Source organism: Azospirillum sp. 11R-A (assembly GCF_049472615.1).
GTDB lineage: Bacteria > Pseudomonadota > Alphaproteobacteria > Azospirillales > Azospirillaceae > Azospirillum > Azospirillum palustre.
In genome coordinates, this window is sequence record NZ_JBCEBL010000003.1 from 398,502 (window position 1) to 416,242 (window position 17,741).

At 70.1% G+C, this 17,741-nt stretch carries 18 protein-coding genes and 1 tRNA gene; 8 read left to right on the forward strand and 11 right to left on the reverse strand.

The window, feature by feature from the left end; translation table 11 throughout:
- Positions 1-189: 189 nt before the first annotated feature.
- From VH569_RS07595 to tyrS, 7 genes are all read left to right on the forward strand, one after another.
- Positions 190-903, forward strand: a complete 714-nt coding sequence (locus VH569_RS07595) for a response regulator transcription factor (protein ID WP_423314782.1) — start codon at positions 190-192, stop codon at positions 901-903.
- On the forward strand, positions 900-2,357 hold the full coding sequence (locus VH569_RS07600) for a sensor histidine kinase (RefSeq protein WP_423314783.1): 1,458 nt from the start codon (positions 900-902) through the stop codon (positions 2,355-2,357). The genes VH569_RS07595 and VH569_RS07600 overlap by 4 nt, the downstream gene beginning before the upstream one ends.
- 75 nt (positions 2,358-2,432) lie before the next feature.
- Complete coding sequence (locus VH569_RS07605; protein WP_423314784.1) at positions 2,433-2,654, forward strand: hypothetical protein; 222 nt, start codon at positions 2,433-2,435, stop codon at positions 2,652-2,654.
- 17 nt (positions 2,655-2,671) lie between these two features.
- Positions 2,672-3,235, forward strand: a complete 564-nt coding sequence (locus tag VH569_RS07610) for a cytochrome b (protein ID WP_423314786.1) — start codon at positions 2,672-2,674, stop codon at positions 3,233-3,235.
- A 162-nt stretch (positions 3,236-3,397) separates the two neighbouring features.
- Positions 3,398-4,225, forward strand: coding sequence for a RadC family protein (radC, locus tag VH569_RS07615; RefSeq protein ID WP_423314787.1), 828 nt, complete (start codon positions 3,398-3,400; stop codon positions 4,223-4,225).
- Between the two features lie 117 nt (positions 4,226-4,342).
- Complete coding sequence (locus VH569_RS07620) at positions 4,343-5,002, forward strand: YcbK family protein (protein WP_098740568.1); 660 nt, start codon at positions 4,343-4,345, stop codon at positions 5,000-5,002.
- A gap of 217 nt (positions 5,003-5,219) precedes the next feature.
- A complete protein-coding gene (gene tyrS, locus VH569_RS07625) occupies positions 5,220-6,482 on the forward strand; it encodes a tyrosine--tRNA ligase (RefSeq protein WP_423314788.1) in 1,263 nt (420 codons plus the stop codon).
- Between the two features lie 18 nt (positions 6,483-6,500).
- Here tyrS and VH569_RS07630 read toward each other — a convergent pair whose 3' ends face one another.
- Entirely contained in the window at positions 6,501-7,451 is a 951-nt protein-coding gene (locus tag VH569_RS07630) for an MBL fold metallo-hydrolase (protein ID WP_423314789.1), read from the reverse strand.
- Between the two features lie 190 nt (positions 7,452-7,641).
- Between VH569_RS07630 and VH569_RS07635 the strand changes: the two genes are divergently transcribed.
- Entirely contained in the window at positions 7,642-8,145 is a 504-nt protein-coding gene (locus VH569_RS07635; RefSeq protein ID WP_423314790.1) for a lytic transglycosylase domain-containing protein, read from the forward strand.
- Between the two features lie 6 nt (positions 8,146-8,151).
- Here the strand turns inward: VH569_RS07635 and VH569_RS07640 are convergent, their stop codons facing one another.
- From VH569_RS07640 to VH569_RS07685, 10 genes are all read right to left on the reverse strand, one after another.
- The gene (locus VH569_RS07640; RefSeq protein WP_423314791.1) at positions 8,152-8,544 is read right to left on the reverse strand and encodes a hypothetical protein; all 393 of its coding nucleotides are present in this window, start codon (positions 8,542-8,544) and stop codon (positions 8,152-8,154) included.
- Between the two features lie 20 nt (positions 8,545-8,564).
- Entirely contained in the window at positions 8,565-9,746 is a 1,182-nt protein-coding gene (locus tag VH569_RS07645) for a type II secretion system F family protein (RefSeq protein WP_423314792.1), read from the reverse strand.
- Between the two features lie 13 nt (positions 9,747-9,759).
- A complete protein-coding gene (locus VH569_RS07650) occupies positions 9,760-11,280 on the reverse strand; it encodes a type II secretion system protein GspD (RefSeq protein ID WP_423314793.1) in 1,521 nt (506 codons plus the stop codon).
- Positions 11,268-11,774, reverse strand: coding sequence for a hypothetical protein (locus VH569_RS07655; RefSeq protein ID WP_423314794.1), 507 nt, complete (start codon positions 11,772-11,774; stop codon positions 11,268-11,270). Before VH569_RS07655 ends, VH569_RS07650 begins: the two co-directional genes overlap by 13 nt.
- A gap of 125 nt (positions 11,775-11,899) precedes the next feature.
- A complete protein-coding gene (locus VH569_RS07660; protein ID WP_423314795.1) occupies positions 11,900-12,616 on the reverse strand; it encodes a hypothetical protein in 717 nt (238 codons plus the stop codon).
- Positions 12,617-12,799: 183 nt separating this feature from the next.
- Positions 12,800-13,267, reverse strand: coding sequence for a hypothetical protein (locus VH569_RS07665; RefSeq protein WP_423314796.1), 468 nt, complete (start codon positions 13,265-13,267; stop codon positions 12,800-12,802).
- A gap of 27 nt (positions 13,268-13,294) precedes the next feature.
- Positions 13,295-14,824 (reverse strand): GspE/PulE family protein, encoded by a 1,530-nt coding sequence (locus VH569_RS07670; protein WP_423314797.1) that lies wholly within the window; start codon positions 14,822-14,824, stop codon positions 13,295-13,297.
- Positions 14,812-16,449, reverse strand: a complete 1,638-nt coding sequence (locus VH569_RS07675; RefSeq protein ID WP_423314798.1) for a hypothetical protein — start codon at positions 16,447-16,449, stop codon at positions 14,812-14,814. Before VH569_RS07675 ends, VH569_RS07670 begins: the two co-directional genes overlap by 13 nt.
- Before the next feature lie 159 nt (positions 16,450-16,608).
- Positions 16,609-17,268: a hypothetical protein gene (locus VH569_RS07680; RefSeq protein ID WP_423314799.1), complete on the reverse strand. Its 660-nt coding sequence runs from the start codon at positions 17,266-17,268 to the stop codon at positions 16,609-16,611.
- Positions 17,269-17,628: 360 nt separating this feature from the next.
- Positions 17,629-17,705 (reverse strand) — tRNA-Met (locus tag VH569_RS07685).
- Positions 17,706-17,741: the final 36 nt, after the last annotated feature.

Sequence of the window (17,741 nt, forward strand, 5' to 3'; positions counted from 1 at the left end):
CGAGGAGAGGGTTAGGGTGAGGGGGACGCGCGGCGAGGATTCTCGAAAATCCACCCATGTGCATCCCCCTCACCCCGCCCCTCTCCCCGGGGGGAGAGGGAGATTTTCCCGAACGCTGCCCGGCTTGCGGTCGTGCAGCAAAAGGCGGAGAGTCGCGGCCACCCGCCCACCGGTTCTGGAACCCCTCCTTTGCGGCTGCTGCTGATCGAAGACAACCGCCGGCTGGCCGCCCTGACCGCCGAAGGGCTGGGCAAGGCCGGCTTCGCCGTCGACCTCGTCCACAGCGCGGAGGATGCCTCGGCCGCCCTGGCCGTCGCCGGCTTCGATGCGGTGCTGCTCGACCTCGGACTGCCTGATGCCGACGGGCTGACGCTGCTGTCGGCCCTGCGCGCCCGCGCCGACGCCACCCCGGTGCTGATCCTGACCGCCCGCGACGGGGTCGATGACCGGGTCAGAGGGCTGAACCTGGGGGCCGACGACTATCTGGTGAAGCCCTTCGCACTGGAGGAACTGGTCGCCCGCATCCGCGCCCTGCTGCGCCGGCCGGGGGCGGCACTGGGCATGGTGCTGCAACAGGGGAACCTCGCCTTCGATTCGGCGGCCCGGCTGGCCAGCGTCGCCGGCAAGCCGCTGGACCTCAGCCGGCGCGAGCTGGACGCGCTGGAGTTGCTGCTGCGCCGCGCCGGCCGGGTGGTGTCGAAGGCGGCGCTGGAGAACGGCCTCTACGGCTTCGGCGAGGAGGTCGGGTCGAACGCGGTCGAGGTGCTGATCCACCGCCTGCGCAAGCGGCTGCTTGCCGCGGGCGCCACCGCCGGCGTCCAGACCCTGCGCGGCATCGGCTACATCCTGACCGAAGTGCCTGCGGAGAAGGGGGCGGAGGCCGGTGCGGAGAGCGGGGAATGAGCGGCGCCCAGGGTGAACACCGCCCACCGTCGCTGCTGGCGTCCATCGCGCGCTGGCTGGTGCTGGTTACGCTGCTGGCAGTCGCAACCACGGCGCTGCTGCTTTATGTCGAGTTCAAGGGCACCCACGACCGGATGCGCCAGCGCACCCTGTCCGGCGTCGTCCGCGTGATCGAGAAGGCGGTGCGCGGCCCCGACGGCACGCTGAACACCGCCCTGTCGGAGCCGGTCCAGGCGATGCTGCGGGTGAATGCCGCCTCCTTCGCCCTGGTCGATGGGGAGGACCGGCTGCTGCTCGGCTCCAGCGGAGTCGATGGTCCGCTCGACCCGACGGCAACCGAACGGCCGCGCAGCGTCTTCCGCGTGCCGGCGCAGAACGGCGAGCCGCCGCTCTACGGCCTCAGCCACCGCATCGAGGTCGGCGGCCTGCCCTATTGGATCCAGGTGGCCTCCGGCGAGGAGGAGCTGCACATCGAATGGCTGCTGGAGGAGTTTGTCGAGCATTTCGGCTGGATCTGGCTGCCCTTCGCCCTGGTGCTGATCCTGGTCAATCTGGTCATCATCCACCGCGGCCTTCGCCCCCTGCGCCGCGCCTCGGCCCGTGCCGCGGAGATCGGACCCGACAGCGTGTCGGAACGGCTGCCGGAACAGGGCATGCCGCGCGAGGTGCTGCCGCTGGTCCGCGCCGTCAATCAGGCGCTCGACCGGCTGGAAGCCGGTTACGAGGCGCAGCGCGGCTTCATCGCCGACGCCGCGCACGAGCTGCGCACACCGCTGGCGGTGCTGGACGCCCATCTGGCGCTGATCGGCGCCGCGGGCGCCCCGATTCGCGCGGATGTCGCCGGCATGGCGCGGCTGGTCGACCAGCTGCTCGATCTGGCCCGGCTTGACGCCCTGCGCATCGCCCCCGACGAGTCGGTCGACCTGTCCCGGCTTGCGGTGGAGGCCGCCGCCCATCTGGCTCCGCTGGCGCTCGGCAAGGGCCGCATGATCGAGGTGATCGGCGACGACCGGCCGCTGCCGGTGCGCGGCGCCCATGACCCGCTGTTCCGCGCCCTGCGCAATCTGGTGGAGAACGCCGTCTGCCATGCCCCGGCCGGCAGCACGGTCAGCCTGGAGCTGGCGCAGTCCGCCGACGGCGGGCCGCTGCTGCGGGTGATCGACCGCGGCCCCGGCATCCCGCCGGACCAGCGCGCCCGCGTGTTCGAGCGCTTCTGGCAGGGCGGGCGCGACAGCCGCCATGGCGCCGGACCGGATGGCAACGGAACCGGCGGGGCCGGGCTGGGCCTGTCCATCGTCGCCCGCACCATGAAGGCGCATGGCGGCAGCATCGCGGTCGAGGACACCCCCGGCGGCGGCGCCACCTTCACCCTGCGCTTCCCGCCCATGCCGCGGCGAAGCGACGCAGTGCGGCCGATTCCGGCTGCCACCGGCGTGCCGCAAGCCCCCCTGTAAGCCCGCCGTAAGCCCCCTGTAAGCTGGGCAGTCTAGACCGGTGGGGACTCTTCGCCCCTGCCAGGATGACCGCCAATGCTGTCCGCCATCTCCCCGACCGCCCTGCCGACGATGCCGTCACCGCTCCAGAGCCGCCCGTCCGCAACGGCCACGGCCACGGCCGGGATCGACAGCGATGGCGACCGCGACAACGACACCCGCGAGAGCCCCGCCGCCCAGGCCGCCGAGCAGCGCAGCGCCACCCCCAGCCTGCCGGCGGACCCCAACCGCGGCCGCACGCTCAACATCACCGCCTGACCGGAGGCGCCTTTCAGATGCCCACCACCTACAGCACCACCCAGAAGACCCTGCACTGGCTGATCGCCCTGCTGATCGTCGGCCTCTATCTGCTGACCTTCGGCGAGGATTTCTACGAGCGCGGGCACCCGATGCGGGCGACGATCTGGTGGCTGCACATCTCCTTCGGCCTCGGCCTGCTCGGGCTGGTGCTGGCGCGGATCGTGCTGCGCCTGACCCGCGGCACCCCGGCCCTGCCGCCGGAAATGACGCCGGCCGAACGCGGCGCCTCGCAACTCGTCCATTTCGGCCTCTACGCCCTGATGCTGGCGATCCCGCTGGTGGGTGTGGTGCTGACCTGGCTGCGCGGCGACACGCTGACCTTCTTCGGCCTGTTCACCATCCCCTCTCCCTTCGAGGCCGACCGCACGTTGGGCCGCTCGGTGAAGGATATCCATGAGCTTGGCGCCAACCTGATCCTCGCCCTTGCCGCCCTGCATGCGGCGGCGGCGCTGTGGCACCATTTTATCCGCCGCGACGGCGTGCTGGCCCGCATGCTGCCGGGCCGCCATGGACGCAGCCAGCCTGGCCTCGCCGACTGATCCCGCAACCCTCTTTCTCCACCCATGCGAGCGCCGCCCCTGGGCGCTCGCGCATCCAGACGCTATAGTCGTTGCCATACATATGCATGGCGATGGGCGATGGCAGAACGCAAGACGACAGGGCGCGGCCGGAAAACCGGAAGCTCAGCAGGCGGAGCGGAAATGGACGATGCCGGCCAAAGCGCCGGCCTCCTGCCCTTCCCCGACCTGCCGGCATCGAGCGCCGGTCCCGCCTCCAATCCCGACACCGATCCCCTCTCAGATCCAGCTGGCGACGCCGACGATGAGGCCACCGCCGAGAATCCCCATTATATCGACCACCGCGAACGGCTGCGCCGCCGCTTCCTCGACCGCGGACCGGACGCGCTGGAGGATTACGAGCTGCTGGAGATGGTGCTGTTCGCTGTCAGTCTGCGGCGCGATGTGAAGCCCCTGGCCAAGCTGCTGATCCGGACCTTCGGCGACCTGTGGGGGGTGGTCAACGCCCCGCCCGAACGGCTGCGCGGCCTGAAGGCCGACGGCGTGTCGCTCGGCACCGACAACGCCATCGCCACCGTGCGCATCGTCGGGGCGGCGGCCCTGCGCGCCTTGCAGCAGCGGGTGATCGACCGGCCGGTGCTGGCCTCGTGGCAGGCGCTGATCGACTATTGCGCCGCAGCCATGGCGCATGAACCGACCGAGCAGTTCCGCCTGCTGTTCCTCGACCGCAAGAACAAGCTGATCGCCGACGAGGTGCAGCAGCGCGGCACCATCGACCACACCCCGGTCTACCCGCGCGAGGTGGTGAAGCGCGCGCTGGAGCTGTCCGCCGCCGCCGTGATCCTGGTGCACAACCACCCCTCCGGCGACCCCACCCCCAGCCGCGCCGACATCGAGATGACCAAGGAGATCGTCCGCGCCGCCAACGCCGTGGGGCTTGTCGTGCACGACCATCTGGTGATCGGCAAGGGCGGCCGGCACACCAGCTTCAAGGCGCAGCGCCTGCTGTAGCCCGCTCCTCATCCCCTGCTTGCCATGCAGCCGCGCCATGCGCCGCCACTTTGCATTTGCGAATCGGTCGCCATTTTGTTGACCTGACGATGCCCCGCCGAAAGATCGACCGACCGCATGTCCTCCTCGCCCCTCTCCCTGAAGCGCCGCAGCCTGCTGATCGGCTGCGGAGCCCTGGTGCTGATGTCCGACCGCGCGATGGCCGCCCCCGCCGCCCCGCGCCGCCTCACCCTGACGAATCAGCACACCGGAGAGACCTTCGACGGCCCCTACCGCGACGCCGACGGCCCGCTGCCCGACGCGATGGCCGACCTCGGCAAATTCCTGCGCGACCACCGCGCCAACAAGGAGGGGCCGGTCGACGTCGGCACGCTCGACTTCCTGGCCGATATCCTGGAGGCGGTTGGCCAGTCCAAGGCGACCATCCTGTCGGCCTTCCGCACGCCGGAAACCAACGCCATGCTCGCCGCCCGCAGCCTGGGCGTGGCGGAGCACAGCCAGCACCTGCTGGGCCGCGCGCTGGACGTAACCCTGCCGTCGCGCCTGCCCGACGCGCACCGCAGCGCGCTCGACCTGAAGCGCGGCGGGGTGGGCTGGTATCCGCGCTCCCACTTCCTGCACATCGACACCGGCCCGCTGCGCAGCTGGGAGATGTTCGGCCAGAATCTGGACGGGCTGTTCGCCCCCGGCGCCCGCAGCACCCGCCTGCGCACGGTGTCGCAGCGCATGCAGCTGCACCGGGCAATCGCCCGCCGCCAGATGCTTGGGCGGAAGTGACCTTCCAAGGCTGGATCTTTCCCTTACACCGGTGTAGGGAGTGCACCATGACCGACCGCATCGCCCTCACTGCCCCGATGTATTATCCGCCGCTCCCATAGCGCGGCGTTGATCGGTCATACCCGAAACCATGCCGTCGCAAGTCCGGCGGCCATGGTTCTCTCACCCATACAGAGACAGTCTCCGGACGGCCCGGCCAACCGTAGAGACGTCTTCCATGCCGACCCGATCCAACGCCAATCAATCGCCCGCAGCCGACTTCCTGCACATCCTGCGCGAGCGCGGCTTCCTCCATCAATGCAGCGATCCGGCCGACGACCTGTCCGGCCTCGCCGCCGCGGCACCGGGCGGGGCGCTGACCGCCTATGTCGGCTACGACGCCACGGCGGCCAGCCTGCATGTCGGGCACCTGCTGTCGATCATGGCGCTGCGCTGGCTTCAGCGCACCGGCAACCGCCCCATCGTGCTGATCGGCGGCGGCACCACCCGGATCGGCGATCCCAGCTTCCGCGACACCAGCCGCCCGATGCTGGACGAGGCGCAGATCGCCGCGAACGCCGCCGGCCTGCGCAGCGTCTTCGGCCAGTACCTGACCTTCGGGGACGGCCCGGCCGACGCCGTCATGGTCGACAATGCCGACTGGCTGGACGGGCTGGACTACGTGCCCTTCCTGCGCGACGTCGGCCGCCATTTCACCATCAACCGCATGCTGAGCTTCGAGTCGGTGCGCCAGCGGATGGAGCGCGAGCAGCCGCTGACCTTCCTGGAATTCAACTACATGATCCTCCAGGCCTATGATTTCCTGGAGCTGTCGCGCCGCCACGGCTGCCTGTTGCAGATGGGCGGGTCGGACCAGTGGGGCAACATCGTCAACGGCATCGAGCTGGCCCGGCGGGTCGAGCGGCGCGAGTTGTTCGGCCTGACCACGCCGCTGCTGACCACCGCCTCGGGCACCAAGATGGGCAAGACCGCCGGCGGTGCGGTGTGGCTGAACGCCGACGCGCGCAGCCCCTTCGACTTCTGGCAGTTCTGGCGCAACACCGAGGACGCCGATGTCGGCCGCTTCCTGCGCCTGTTCACCGAACTGCCGCTCGACGAGATCGCTCGGCTGGAGCGGCTGGGGGGTGCGGAGATCAACGAGGCGAAGATCGTCCTGGCGACGGAGGCGACCCGCCTCTGCCATGGCACCGCGGAGGCGGAACGGGCGGCGTCGGCCGCCGGCAGCCCCTTCGCCCCCGGCGGCGACGGACTGCCGGAGATCGCCCTGAGGCTTGCGGAGGGGACCGGCGGCGTGCCGCTGGTCGATGCGCTGGTGGCCGCCGGCCTGTCAGCCTCCAAGGGGGCGGCGCGCCGCCTGATCCGCGAGGGCGGCGCCCGGCTGGACGGCCAGCCGGTGACCGACGAGGCGGCGACGCTGACCGCACCGGCCGTACTGTCGGCCGGCCGCAAGCGTCATGTCCGCCTGATCGTCACCGCGTGACGATGGGGAACGGTGGCGTCAGCCCTCCAGTTGGCGCCACATCTCCATGTCGCGCTCGGCGGTCCAGATGCGCGGATCGACGTGGCCGGTCGCCTCGTCATAGGCGCGGGTGACGTTGAACGGCATGCAATGGTCGAAGATCACCCAGTGGCTGAACTTCGGCTTCAGCGCGGCATAGGTGTCCTTGTAGATGGCGCGCAGGTCCTTCCCCGCCGCGACGCCCTGCTTGACCAGTTCGAACAGTTCGGCGGTGAAGGCGCGGGTGCCGCGCAGCCCCTCCTGCACCTGTTCCGCCGTGGTCAGGGCGGCACCGCGGCCGGGCACCAGCTTTTCCGGCTTCAGCGCGGCAAGGGCGTCGAGCGTCGCCGGCCAGTCGGTGAAATAGGCGTCGCCGCAATAGGGCGTCGCGCCATATTCGACGAGGTCGCCGGAGAACAGGATCTTCTGCTGCGGCAGCCAAACCACCGTGTCGCCCTTGCTGTGGCCACGGCCGAGTTGCAGCAACTGCACCTCCAGCGAGCCCAGCCACATCGTCATGTGGCGGCGGAAGGTGATGGTCGGCCAAGTCAGGCCGGGGACGGACTCGACGGCGCGGAACAGGCGCGGGAAGCGGCCGATCTCGCTCGCCATGTCGGCCTCGCCGCGCTCGACGATCAGGTCGCGGGTGTCCTCGCTGGCGATGATCTGCTCCGGCGCATAGCCCGACGCGCCCAGCACGCGCACCGCATGGTAATGCGACAGCACCACATGGCGGATCGGCTTGTCGGTGACCTCGCGGATGCGGCGGATGACGTCCTGTGCCATCACCGGCGTCGCCTGGGTGTCGATCACCATCACCGCATCGTCGCCGATGACGATGCCGGTGTTGGGATCGCCCTCCGCCGTGTAGGCATAGGCATTGTCCGACAGCTTGTCGAAACTGACGGTCTTTTCGTCCAGGTCGGCGTGCGAAGCGAAGTTCTTGGACATCCGTTTTCTCCACAGGCGCGGCCGATACCGCCCAACCCTCCAGGGAAGCACGGCCGTCATTGATCGGTTGGGCAAACCATATCGTTTCACTTGAAACCATGCAACGCGTTTGAATTAACCGGTTGTTAGCGGGCGCCGCCACTTCCTTTCTGCGTCGGGTCGCCGGGGGAGGCATCGGGTGAAGCGGTGGGTGCGTTTCGATTTTGCCGGACTGCCGGCCACACTGCTGGCATCCGCGCTGCTGGTTGCCGCAACCCCGGCCCTGGCCGACCGCGCGCCGAAGGGCATCGCCGCCGTCCCGCCGCAATGCCTGGACATGGCGGCGGTCGAATGGCAGGTGCCGGCCGATGCACTGCGGCTGATCCTGGCGGTGGAACAGGGGACGCCCGGCGCCTGCTCCGCCAACAGCAACGGCACCAAGGATTGCGGGCCGGGGCAGATCAACAGCATCTGGTTCCCGGTGATCGCCGCCGGCCGCGTCCCGCCGGAGGTGGTGCAGCAGGCGCTGACCTTCGACCCCTGCTACAACATCCGGGTCACCGCCTGGATCCTGCGGCGGGAGATCGACGCCGTCGGCTGGGAGAATTTCTGGACCGCCGTCGGCAACTATCACAGCCGGACGCCGGAGTTCCACGCCCGCTACCTGCGGCGCGTCATCGAAGCCGCGAAGTCGCTGTCCAACCAGCCCAAATGAGCCCCGCTAAAGCGCCTTGCGGGTCAACTCCACCTGCATGCTGACCTTTCCATTCGGGCCGCCGGGGCCGCAGGACAGCCCCATGCAGAAATAGGACAACGTCATGTCCGGGCAGAAGGCCAGCAGGCCCGACGCGTCGGTCAGCGAGGTCCGCTGGTCGACTGCGTCCGGCAGCACAACGCGCAACCCCTCCGGCGTCACCGTCAGTTCCCCGCCCATCCGGCGGGCGGCACCGAGGCAGACGCCGTCCGACCGGCTGCCGCCCTCGGCCACCGCCTCGCCCAGCAGATAGCTGCGGACATGCAGGGCGGCCCCAACCCCGGCGAACAGGACACCGCAGACCGACAGAGCGATGCAGGTTGTGCGGACCGATCCGGGGGCGAAGAGAGGGCCGGGCATGGCGGTGGAGTTTCCTCGGCTTAAAAGGGTTGCCGCGCGATGTGCTCGGCGAGTTGCAGGATCGGCACGATGGTCAGGCCGAACATGACGATGCCGGCCACCCCGACCACCACCACGGACAGGCCGCGCAGCACCGGTTCCGCCACCGCGACGGCGTGCAGGTAGAGATCGCGGTACTGCTCGGCCAGCGCCGACAGGCTCTGCGCCAGCTCCACCCGGTTCTCCGCCGCGGCGATGGAGGCGCGGTCGGTGCCGGGCAGCGCCCGCATGGCGTCGGTCCAGGGCAGCCCGGCGGCGACCGCCCGCGTCGCATCAATGAGGTCGGCAGCCAGCGCACCGGCGGGGGCGCCATCGGCGGTCAGCCGCAGCGCCCGGTCGATCGGCACGCCGCCGGCCACCAGCAGCGACAGCTCGCGGAAGATCACATGGTGCTGGATGCCCAGCGCGATGTCGCGGTAGAGCGGAATCCGCATCACCAGCCGGTCGACCCGCTCGGGCGCCGCCCGCCGGCCGGCCGTCGCCAGCCCGCCCAGCACGGCCAGCGCGGCCAGCACAATCGCGACCAGCCCGGTGGTCAGGTTCGACAGCAGATAGACCCAGTCGACATTCACCTCCTCCCCCGCCCGCCGGAACACCTCGGTCTCGAGCAGGAGCGGGGTCAGGACGAAGGAGGTGCCGACCATCACCACGCCCGCCGTCACGACATAGAGCACCGCCAGCGCCAGCCCGGAGCGGAAGCCCTGGCGTGCCCCGGCGAGTTGCCGTTCGAACTCGGCGGCGGTGCGGAGCGCAGCCGGCGTGCCCTCGCCGAAGCCGCCGGCCCGCACCAGCGCCACCAGCACCGGCGGAAAGCTGCGCGGCTGGCGCAGCATGGCGTCGGCAAGGTCGTCGCCCAGTTCCACCGCGTCGGCCATGCGCTCGGCCGTGCGGCGGATGCGCCCGCGGAAGGCGGCGGCGATGCGGCGCAGCGCCTCGGCCAGCCCGACGCGCGAGTCGAGCATCGCCGCCAACCGGATGAACAGGATGTGCCGTTCGTTGCGGTCGAGCGGCCGGCCCCAGCCGCCGACCTTGAGCCGTCGCCGCACCGACAGCACGCGGCCCCGGCCGCTGATGGCGTCGCGGGCGCGGCGTTCGTCGGCAGCCTCGACCTCGATGGAGCGGGCGCGGCCGCCGGCGAGCAGCCTGACCTCGAACCACGCCATCGCCGCCGTCCCGTCAGCGCGCCGCCGGACGGAAGACCGTCACGGTGGGCCGCAGGATCAGGAAAAGCGCGTCCTTGCTGATGTCCTGCGCCTGCTTGCCGATCACCCCCTTGTCGATCGCCCCGCGGGTCATCGTCGGCTGGTTGCCGCTGAAGCCGCGGCTGTCGGTCTGCAGGCCGCCCAGCACCACCGTGTTGCCGGCCACCACCCGGACGATGTCGTTCAGCGCCTGCTCCTGCGTCACCGGCTGGGTCAGGATGCCCACCTGATTGCCGGCGTTCAGGTCGCGGAACTCGATCAGGTTGTTCAGCAGCAGGTTCAGGTCGATGGTGACGATCTGGTTGTCGGCGTCGAAATGCGGCGTCAGCTTGATGGTCAGCCCGGTCTGGACCGTGCCGGTCTGCGCCGACCCCACCACCCCCGGCGAGTTCAGCGCGGCATTGCCGGTCGCGGCGGTCGTGGTGCCGAGCCCGCCGACGGCGGTGACGCCGACCCCGGTGACATAGGGGATGGTCTGGCCGCTGCGCAGCGTCACCTCCGCCCCCGACAGGGTGTGCACCTCGACATTCTGGCGGGTGTCGGTGTTGCCGAACTTCGACAGGAAGGAGATGGCGCCGGCGACATTGAACACGCCGCTGACCCCCAGCAGCGTGCCGGGGTTGGAGATGTTGACGGAGATCGGCGCCTGGGCCGCCGAGACGGTGCCGCCGAGCCCGCCATTGACCGTCGTCGTCCCGTTGGTGGTGGTCGTGGTGGCACCCGATTGCAGCCGGTTGAACTGCAAAGCCAGCGCGTTCCAGTCGAAGCCGCTGGCCGACTGGTCGGTCAGGCCCAGGCTGACCACCGCCAACTGGATGCGCACCATCGCCATGTTGCGGTGCAGCCGGTCGATGTAGGGCTGGATCACCTCGCTGTAGACGGTGGGCGAAGCCGAGAAGACCACCTGCCCGCCGCGCAGGGACTGGGTGATGTCGGTGGCGCCCAGCGTCTTCAGATCGGTCATCACCGAATCGATGACGGCCTGGTTCTGCGGCACGGTGAAGGCGAAGCGGTCGCGGTTGCTGAGGAACAGCGTGCCGTTCTGCCACCACGCCACCACGCCCATGCCGGTCTCCAGCACGCCTGCCAGATCGGTGAAGCTGCCGGTGAAGGCGCGGATCGGCAGGGTCTGGCGCAGCATCGCAGCCCCGTCGGTGCCCTCGAAGCGGGTGGCGACCGGCACGCCGGAATAGGTCATCATGCTGGTCAGCCGGTCCAGCGTGTTCTCGCCCGACGGGAAGCTGACCGAGATCTGGCGCGCCGCGAGGCTGGCCGGCAGCGGCTGGCGCAGGGATTGGGCGACCAGCATGCCGCGGCCCACCGGCACCTCGGTCACCGCCGGGGAATTGTCCTCGGTCAGGCGCTGTTCGGCGGCGGCGACCACCGTCTCGCGCTTCGGCAGTTCGGCCACCTCCGGCAGCGAACAGGAGGCCAGCAGCCCCGCCATGGCGGGCAGCAGAAAGCCGCTCTTGCGGACAACGGTCATCTTGCGCATGTGGCGGGTCCCCCGCCCGTCGCCGGGAAGGCGCGCGGGTCGATCAGGAACGGCGTGCCGGCGCGGTCCTGGAAAAAGGCGCGGCCATCGAGACAGCCGACGAAGGTGGCGCCCGACGGCACCAGATCAGCCGCCGACATGGCGGACCCCGGCATGTTGGGCAACGGCGGCAACGGCGGCGCCCCCGGCGGGCTTCCGGCCAGAGCCGCCCCCTGGCGGCGTCCGCCCGGCGCCGCCATCCGGCGGGCCAGCGCATCCTCGACCGCCCGCGGCAGGGCGCCGTCGCGCGCCCGTCCGTCGAGGGCATCGACCATCGCCTTGGCGACCCGCTCCTCCAGCCCGGACACCGCGGTGTCGATGCGCTGTTGCAGGCGCCGCTCCAAATTGTCCTGGCGCGCCGATGGCGGCAGGAACGGGCTCTCCTCCGCCAGCGCGGCAGCGGGGAGCAGCGGGCCGGCCGACAGCGACGCCGCCAGCAAGACCGCTCCCACCATCTGTCTCATCATTCCGGAAACCCGGTCCGCCATCATTCCCGCCCGCCGGTTGCGACCATCAGGTCCGGCGGCAATACTCCCGGCACTATGCTTGAGAATGGGTAAATCGGCGAACGTCAGCGGCATCAGCGGGCACCCGCGCCCGGGCCCGCAATCGGGCCGGCAACCTCAATGGTCCACTTGCCGTCGCGGTATTCCAGCTTGCTGACGTAATTGTCCGGACCGATGGCGGCCAGCGCCGCCTCCCACTGCCGGTGGGGCATCTGTTCCAGCGTCAGGGCCTGCGGCTGCGGCACGCGGTGCGGCGACCAGTAATACAGCCCGCCGCCGGTGGTCAGCAGCCCCAGCCCGGCGGCGAAGCCGACCGACGACAGCGCCAGCGGCACCGAGACCGGAGCCGCCACCCGCCGCATCCGCCGTGTCGCCCGGATGGTGCGCAGCCTGACCTGATCGGCGGTCACCCAGGGCGGGATCACCACGCCATAGGCCTTGCCGTCGACCGGCACCGTCGGCCGGATCGCCGCCATCTGAAGCTGGACCTGCCGGCTCTTGGCCTCGGGCAGCAGCCCGCCGACCGGACGCCCGTTGCGCACCGTCAGCTCGAACACCCGGCGGCCCGACGGAACCAGCGCGATGCCGCCGGGATTGGCGTCGAGTTCCGTCACCAGATCGGGCAGGAAGGACCGGCCGGGGCCGCCCTCGTGGATTTCATAGAGGAAGCCGGTCCACAGCGGCTCGACCGCGTACCAGCAGCGTTCGGAGCTTCCCACCGTGCGCCGCGCGAACGAGCGCGCATAGGCGAGGGCGTCGCGGCGCTCCACGCCTTCCAGGAAGCCGTACATGACATTGGTCGCGAGACCGCCGCTGCCCAAGAACGCCCCTGCCTTCCCGACTCGACCGAAAGAGGTGGCGACAGTCCGTCCAAGTTACCACGTGCGGACAGGGCGCCGCAGCATCTCTATGCCCGCCAACGCCCCGCGGTCAATGGCCGGGGCTGAAACAACGTCATGACCACGGCCAGCCCCCTATCGCGCCGTCCGCTGCATCCACAGGGTGGCGGCCACCGTTCCCGCCGGCTCTCCCCCCGCCCCGCCGCAGGTGCGCGTCACCTCGTACAGTCCTTCCGGCCGCCGGGTGGCGAGGGAGGTCAGCGCCCCCGTCACCGGATCGCCAGCAGAGCCGCCGGACAGCGGTCCGGACAGGCAGAACCAAGTCCCCTCCGCCTGCACGCCATAGGACCAGGACAGCCCCAACACCGCCGCCGGCATCGTGCCGAAGGCGGGGAACAGCGCCGCCTGCCACCCGTCGGCGGTCGGCACCGCGGCACCGCTGGCCTGCCTGCTGCGATAGGCGCCCTCCAGCACGGAAAAGCCGGAATCGGCCTGCGACGCGACCCGGCTTTTCGCCATGGCCGACGGGTTGACGTACTGGATGCCGCCCGCCACCACCATGCCCATCAGGGCAAGGGCGAAGATCGCCTGGATGATGTTCATCGCTGCCGACGTTTCATGTCTTCGACCTTACTTTTTCGGCCGCGGCGCCGGCATGCGCTGCTCCACACCCTTGGCCTCGCTGCCGAAGACGCGGCGCAGTTCGGCCGCGGTGGTGACGCCGGCATGGAATTTGGCGACCGCATCCTCATACAGCGACCGCCAGTTCCGCGCGCCCTTCGCCGCGGCGACCACGGCGGCGGGCTCGTCGAACACCGCGCATTCGCTGACCGCCGTCCGCCCGGCATAGCCGGCATTGCCGCAAGCCGCGCAGCCGGCGCCATGGCAGGCCCGGCAGATTGTGCGAACCAGCGACTGGACCAGAACGCCGCGCAGCAGCGACTTGATGTCGTGGGCCGGCACGCCGAGATGGCGCAGCCGGTCGATGGCCCCGTTCACCGATCCCGTGTGCAGGGTGGTCAGCACCATATGGCCGGTGTCGGCGGCGCGCACCGCGATCTGCGCCGTCTCCTCGTCGCGCACCTCGCCCAGCACGATCACGTCGGGATCGGCGCGCATGAAGGTGCGGACGACCCGGGCAAAGTCCAGCTTCACCGCCGGGTTGACGTTGACCTGCCCCGTATAGGCCATGCGGTATTCCACCGGATCCTCGATGCTGTAGATGGCGCGGCCCAGCCGGTCCATCTCGCGCACGGTCGCGGTCAGGGTGGTCGATTTGCCGGACCCGGTCGGCCCGCAGACCAGGCACAGCCCATGGCGCCGGTCCACCGCGCGGCGCCAGTCGCCGACATGGCTGATGCCCAGCCTGTCCAGGTTCGGCTGCACCCGCTCCACATCCAGGATGCGCATGACGATGATCTCGCCATCCACCGACGGCACGGTGGTCACGCGCAGATCGACCGGCCGCCCGCGATGCTCGACCTCGAAGCGTCCTTCCTGCGGCAACCGCCGTTCCGCCAGATCCATGCCGGAGCGGTCCTTGATCCGGGCGACGATGGTGGCGGCAGTGGCCGCCGCCGTCTCGTCCATCAGGCGGCGGATGCCGTCCACCCGCAGGAAGATGCTGCAGGTCTTGCGGCGCGGCAGGATGTGGATGTCCGACGCCCCGGCCTCCACCGCGCGCGACACCAGCTGCTCCACCGGGTCGCTGTCCTCCAGCCCGGACTGGGCGCGGCGGACGCGGTCGAGGAACTCGTCGAACTGGTCGGGGACGAAGCTGCTGAAGCGCACCGTCCGCCCAGGGTAGTAACGGGCGGCCACCCGGCCAGCCACCGATTCGTCGTGCAGCGTCGCCACATGCACCGCGTCGTCGCTGAGCCCGGTGACGATGATCGCGTGCCGCTCCAGCAACGGCAGCGGGATCGGCGTGCCGCCCATCGCCTCCGGCGTTTCCAGGGCGGTCTCATGGCTGATCTTCGCCTCGTCCAGATCGGCGCGGGCAAGGAAGCCGTTGCGCACCAGGATGGCGCCCAGCGACTCGCCGGTCACCCGCTGCTCCGCCATCGCGGCGTCGAGGATGCCGCGCGTCACCAGCCCCTTGCGCAGCAAATAGCCGGCAAGTTCCTCGCGGAACGCCGCGGACGGCTTCAGGACCGGCATGTCCAGCTCGCCCGGTTGGCGACCGACGGCGGGATCGCGCCCGATGCGGCGGCCCCGGAAACGGCGCGCCCCCCCTCCCCCGCGGCAGCCTGCTGGGAAAACAGCGCCCCCTGGGCGCACCTGCCGCCGGGCGCCGACCAGATGTGGCTGTTGGGATCCGCCACCGCGTGTGACCCGCCGAGGTCGAGGACACCGGCACTGCCCGGGCGCGCCGCCGGCCCGCCGATGACGGAGGACTTCATCTCCAGCTGCCCGTTCTCGATGACGATGCCGAAGGGCGTGCCGTTGTCGACGGCAACGTCGGTCCGGTCGAGGATGGCTTGGCCGCCGCCGCTGCGCAGCGCCGCCATCGGCAGTCCCCTGCCATGGACTTGCAAAGACGGACGCCGCGACTCGGCCGTGAAGGTGACGCCGGCCCCCAGCGAGGACACCAGCGCACTGCGGCCGGCCCCCACCGTGACCTCGACGGCGGCGTCGCGGAACAGGGCGGTACCGCCATCGACCAGCACACCGTCGCCGCCGGGCGCCGTCACTGTCAGTTTCCCGCCCGCGACGTCGAGCCGCGCATGCGCCACCCGCAGCCCGGCGGCCCGGTTGGTGGAGATGGCGTTGTTGCCGGCGAAGGTCAGCCGGGTGCCGGGAAGCGCCTCGACCGGCATCTCGAAGCCGATATTCTCGATCCGGGTATCGGTCGGCAGCCGCAGCGCCATGTCCGGCGGGTTGGTCGACACCACGACTCCGGGTGCCTCCGCCTTCAGCACCAGCCGCACCGCCCGGCCACCGTCCTGATCGGCGGCCAATGCCTGCACCTGCGCCGCCGGAAGCTCGTGCCGGCCGGGAGCAAGGCGCAGCACCATGGTCGAGGGCCGGGTCGCCTGCCAATGGCCGAGCGCGGCCGACAGGGTCATGGCGTCGGCCGGGCTGGTCCCGGTCGCATCGCCCTGCGCGGTCGGTGCCACATGGCGCGTGACGGTCGCCGAGGCGGCCAGTGCTGCGAGATCGGCCGAGGCCCCGCGGGTGACGGCGACGGCGCTGCCCTCGGCAATCTCGATCCGGCCGTCGCGGAAGGTCAGGGCCGTGCAGTCCGGCAGAGCGGTCGAGCCGATGGGCGGCGCCACGATTGCGGCGATCACCCCGGCACGGGCCAGTTCCGCCGGAGCCGCGGGTGCGGCCGCCACGTAGCTGCGCCCACCGCTGGCCGCCCCCGCCGGCCAGGACGCCGTGCGGAGCTGCGCCGCCGCCCGGTCCGATGCCGGAGCGAACACACAATAGCCGTAGACCGCTCCCCAGGGTGTCCGGGTGCCCGGCATCAGCCAGCGCGGCAGGGTGCCGGCCGGTTGCACCGGTTCCTTGGCCGCGGCCTTGCCGGTCGACGCCTGCGCCTTTGCGGATGCAGCACTTGCCGCACGGGGCGGCGGATCCTCGGGCGCCGGCGGGCTGGCGACTCCGTCATTGTCGAGAACGCGCAGGTTCGCCTCGACCAGCGCCGCCAGCCGATGCATGTCGGCGGCACTTCGCTGCGCCTGGCTGATCCGGTTCGAGGCGTCGACCATGGTGTAGGCGGTGTAGCCGGTCGTCGCCACCAGCGAGATGGCCATGATCGTCATCAGGATCAGCGATGTCATGGCATGGCCTCCAAATCGGGCCCACTCTATCTTGCAGCCCGGTCGCGAACCAATGCCGTTGCCGCGCTTTCCGGAAAAAGACCCGGAAAATCACAAGAAAACGCCCCGGCCGCAGGGGTCGGGGCGTTTCGGTCAGCAACAGGGCGTTTCGGACGACGCTTAGAACTTGTAGTAGGCGACGTACTTGTTGTTGTCACCGGCGATGCCGGTCACGTTGTTGAAGGTCAGCGCGGTCGCCGTGGTGATCTGGACGCAGCCGAACTTGTAGCCGGTGAAGGCGGTGTTGAAGGCGGCCGGGGTGGCGACGGTCAGCGTCAGACCGGTGCCGGGAACGGCCAGCGTGCCGGTGGCAGAGATCTGGCCGCCGGCACGGGCGATTTCCGTGCACTGCGACAGGGCCGTGGTGCCCAGCACCAGGAAGATGCCGCCGTTGGCAAAGCTGCTGAACTGGGTGATGCCGGTCGCCGTCGCGGTGTTGGTCAGGTCGAGCGTGTAGGCACCGGCGACGCCGTTCCAGGTGGCGGAAATCGTCGGAGCGGTCGGCACGGCGGCGAGATAGCCGGTGTTGATCAAGTCGGTCTGCGTCGCCGCGCCGGACATGGTCGGGAACGTCGAACCTGCGGCACCCAGGGTCGTGGTGTTACCGTTACTGCCATACAGCGTCCAGGCCGCATCGACCTGCGACAGCGCCTGGATGATGCCGACGGCGGCGGCCTTCGGACCGGCGGTGGTGAAGGCGCTACCCACGTAGAACACGCCGGCGGCTCCCATCACCGCCGTGAGGGCGACCGAAATAATGACGGTCAAAATATTGAACATTTATGTCTCCTGGGGAGGCCGGCACACGGCTGGTGATCGCGCGACAAGAGATCGGCCCACCAGCCCCTTCCCGGCCCGGCGACCTTCCCTCTGCCTTGCTTTTGTCTAAAATAGGTTCGTCGCGAAGGCGTTTATGAGAGGTTAATTTCGCGCGGGCGTTGATTTATGCGCTGACCGTAAAGCTTCAGCTTTACCGTGCGGCACAGTCGTTTTGAGGAGCGCGGGGTCCACACAGCGCGACAACCGACCGCATGCTCCGGCCAAAGCGGCTTTTTTTTGCGGAGGAAAGGTCGCAAACGGCAAAGACTGGAAACAGCAAGAAGCCCGCCGTGCGTGAGCGCGGCGGGCTTCTTGTTGATTTGGTTGCGGGGGCAGGATTTGAACCTGCGGCCTTCAGGTTATGAGCCTGACGAGCTACCGGGCTGCTCCACCCCGCGGATGTATCATTGTCGGGTGATGGACTTCGTGAAGAT

Excerpts from the sequence above, each read along its gene's own strand:
- radC (WP_423314787.1), top strand. The coding sequence starts at position 3,398 with ATGGACGATGCCGGCCAAAGCGCCGGCCTCCTGCCCTTCCCCGACCTG.
- tyrS (WP_423314788.1), top strand. The coding sequence starts at position 5,220 with ATGCCGACCCGATCCAACGCCAATCAATCGCCCGCAGCCGACTTCCTG.
- VH569_RS07670 (WP_423314797.1), bottom strand. The coding sequence starts at position 14,824 with ATGCCGGTCCTGAAGCCGTCCGCGGCGTTCCGCGAGGAACTTGCCGGC.
- VH569_RS07665 (WP_423314796.1), bottom strand. The coding sequence starts at position 13,267 with ATGAACATCATCCAGGCGATCTTCGCCCTTGCCCTGATGGGCATGGTG.
- VH569_RS07605 (WP_423314784.1), top strand. The coding sequence starts at position 2,433 with ATGCTGTCCGCCATCTCCCCGACCGCCCTGCCGACGATGCCGTCACCG.
- VH569_RS07620 (WP_098740568.1), top strand. The coding sequence starts at position 4,343 with ATGTCCTCCTCGCCCCTCTCCCTGAAGCGCCGCAGCCTGCTGATCGGC.
- VH569_RS07675 (WP_423314798.1), bottom strand. The coding sequence starts at position 16,449 with ATGACATCGCTGATCCTGATGACGATCATGGCCATCTCGCTGGTGGCG.
- VH569_RS07640 (WP_423314791.1), bottom strand. The coding sequence starts at position 8,544 with ATGCCCGGCCCTCTCTTCGCCCCCGGATCGGTCCGCACAACCTGCATC.
- VH569_RS07650 (WP_423314793.1), bottom strand. The coding sequence starts at position 11,280 with ATGCGCAAGATGACCGTTGTCCGCAAGAGCGGCTTTCTGCTGCCCGCC.
- VH569_RS07645 (WP_423314792.1), bottom strand. The coding sequence starts at position 9,746 with ATGGCGTGGTTCGAGGTCAGGCTGCTCGCCGGCGGCCGCGCCCGCTCC.
- VH569_RS07660 (WP_423314795.1), bottom strand. The coding sequence starts at position 12,616 with ATGTACGGCTTCCTGGAAGGCGTGGAGCGCCGCGACGCCCTCGCCTAT.
- VH569_RS07655 (WP_423314794.1), bottom strand. The coding sequence starts at position 11,774 with ATGGTGGGAGCGGTCTTGCTGGCGGCGTCGCTGTCGGCCGGCCCGCTG.
- VH569_RS07600 (WP_423314783.1), top strand. The coding sequence starts at position 900 with ATGAGCGGCGCCCAGGGTGAACACCGCCCACCGTCGCTGCTGGCGTCC.
- VH569_RS07630 (WP_423314789.1), bottom strand. The coding sequence starts at position 7,451 with ATGTCCAAGAACTTCGCTTCGCACGCCGACCTGGACGAAAAGACCGTC.
- VH569_RS07610 (WP_423314786.1), top strand. The coding sequence starts at position 2,672 with ATGCCCACCACCTACAGCACCACCCAGAAGACCCTGCACTGGCTGATC.
- VH569_RS07680 (WP_423314799.1), bottom strand. The coding sequence starts at position 17,268 with ATGTTCAATATTTTGACCGTCATTATTTCGGTCGCCCTCACGGCGGTG.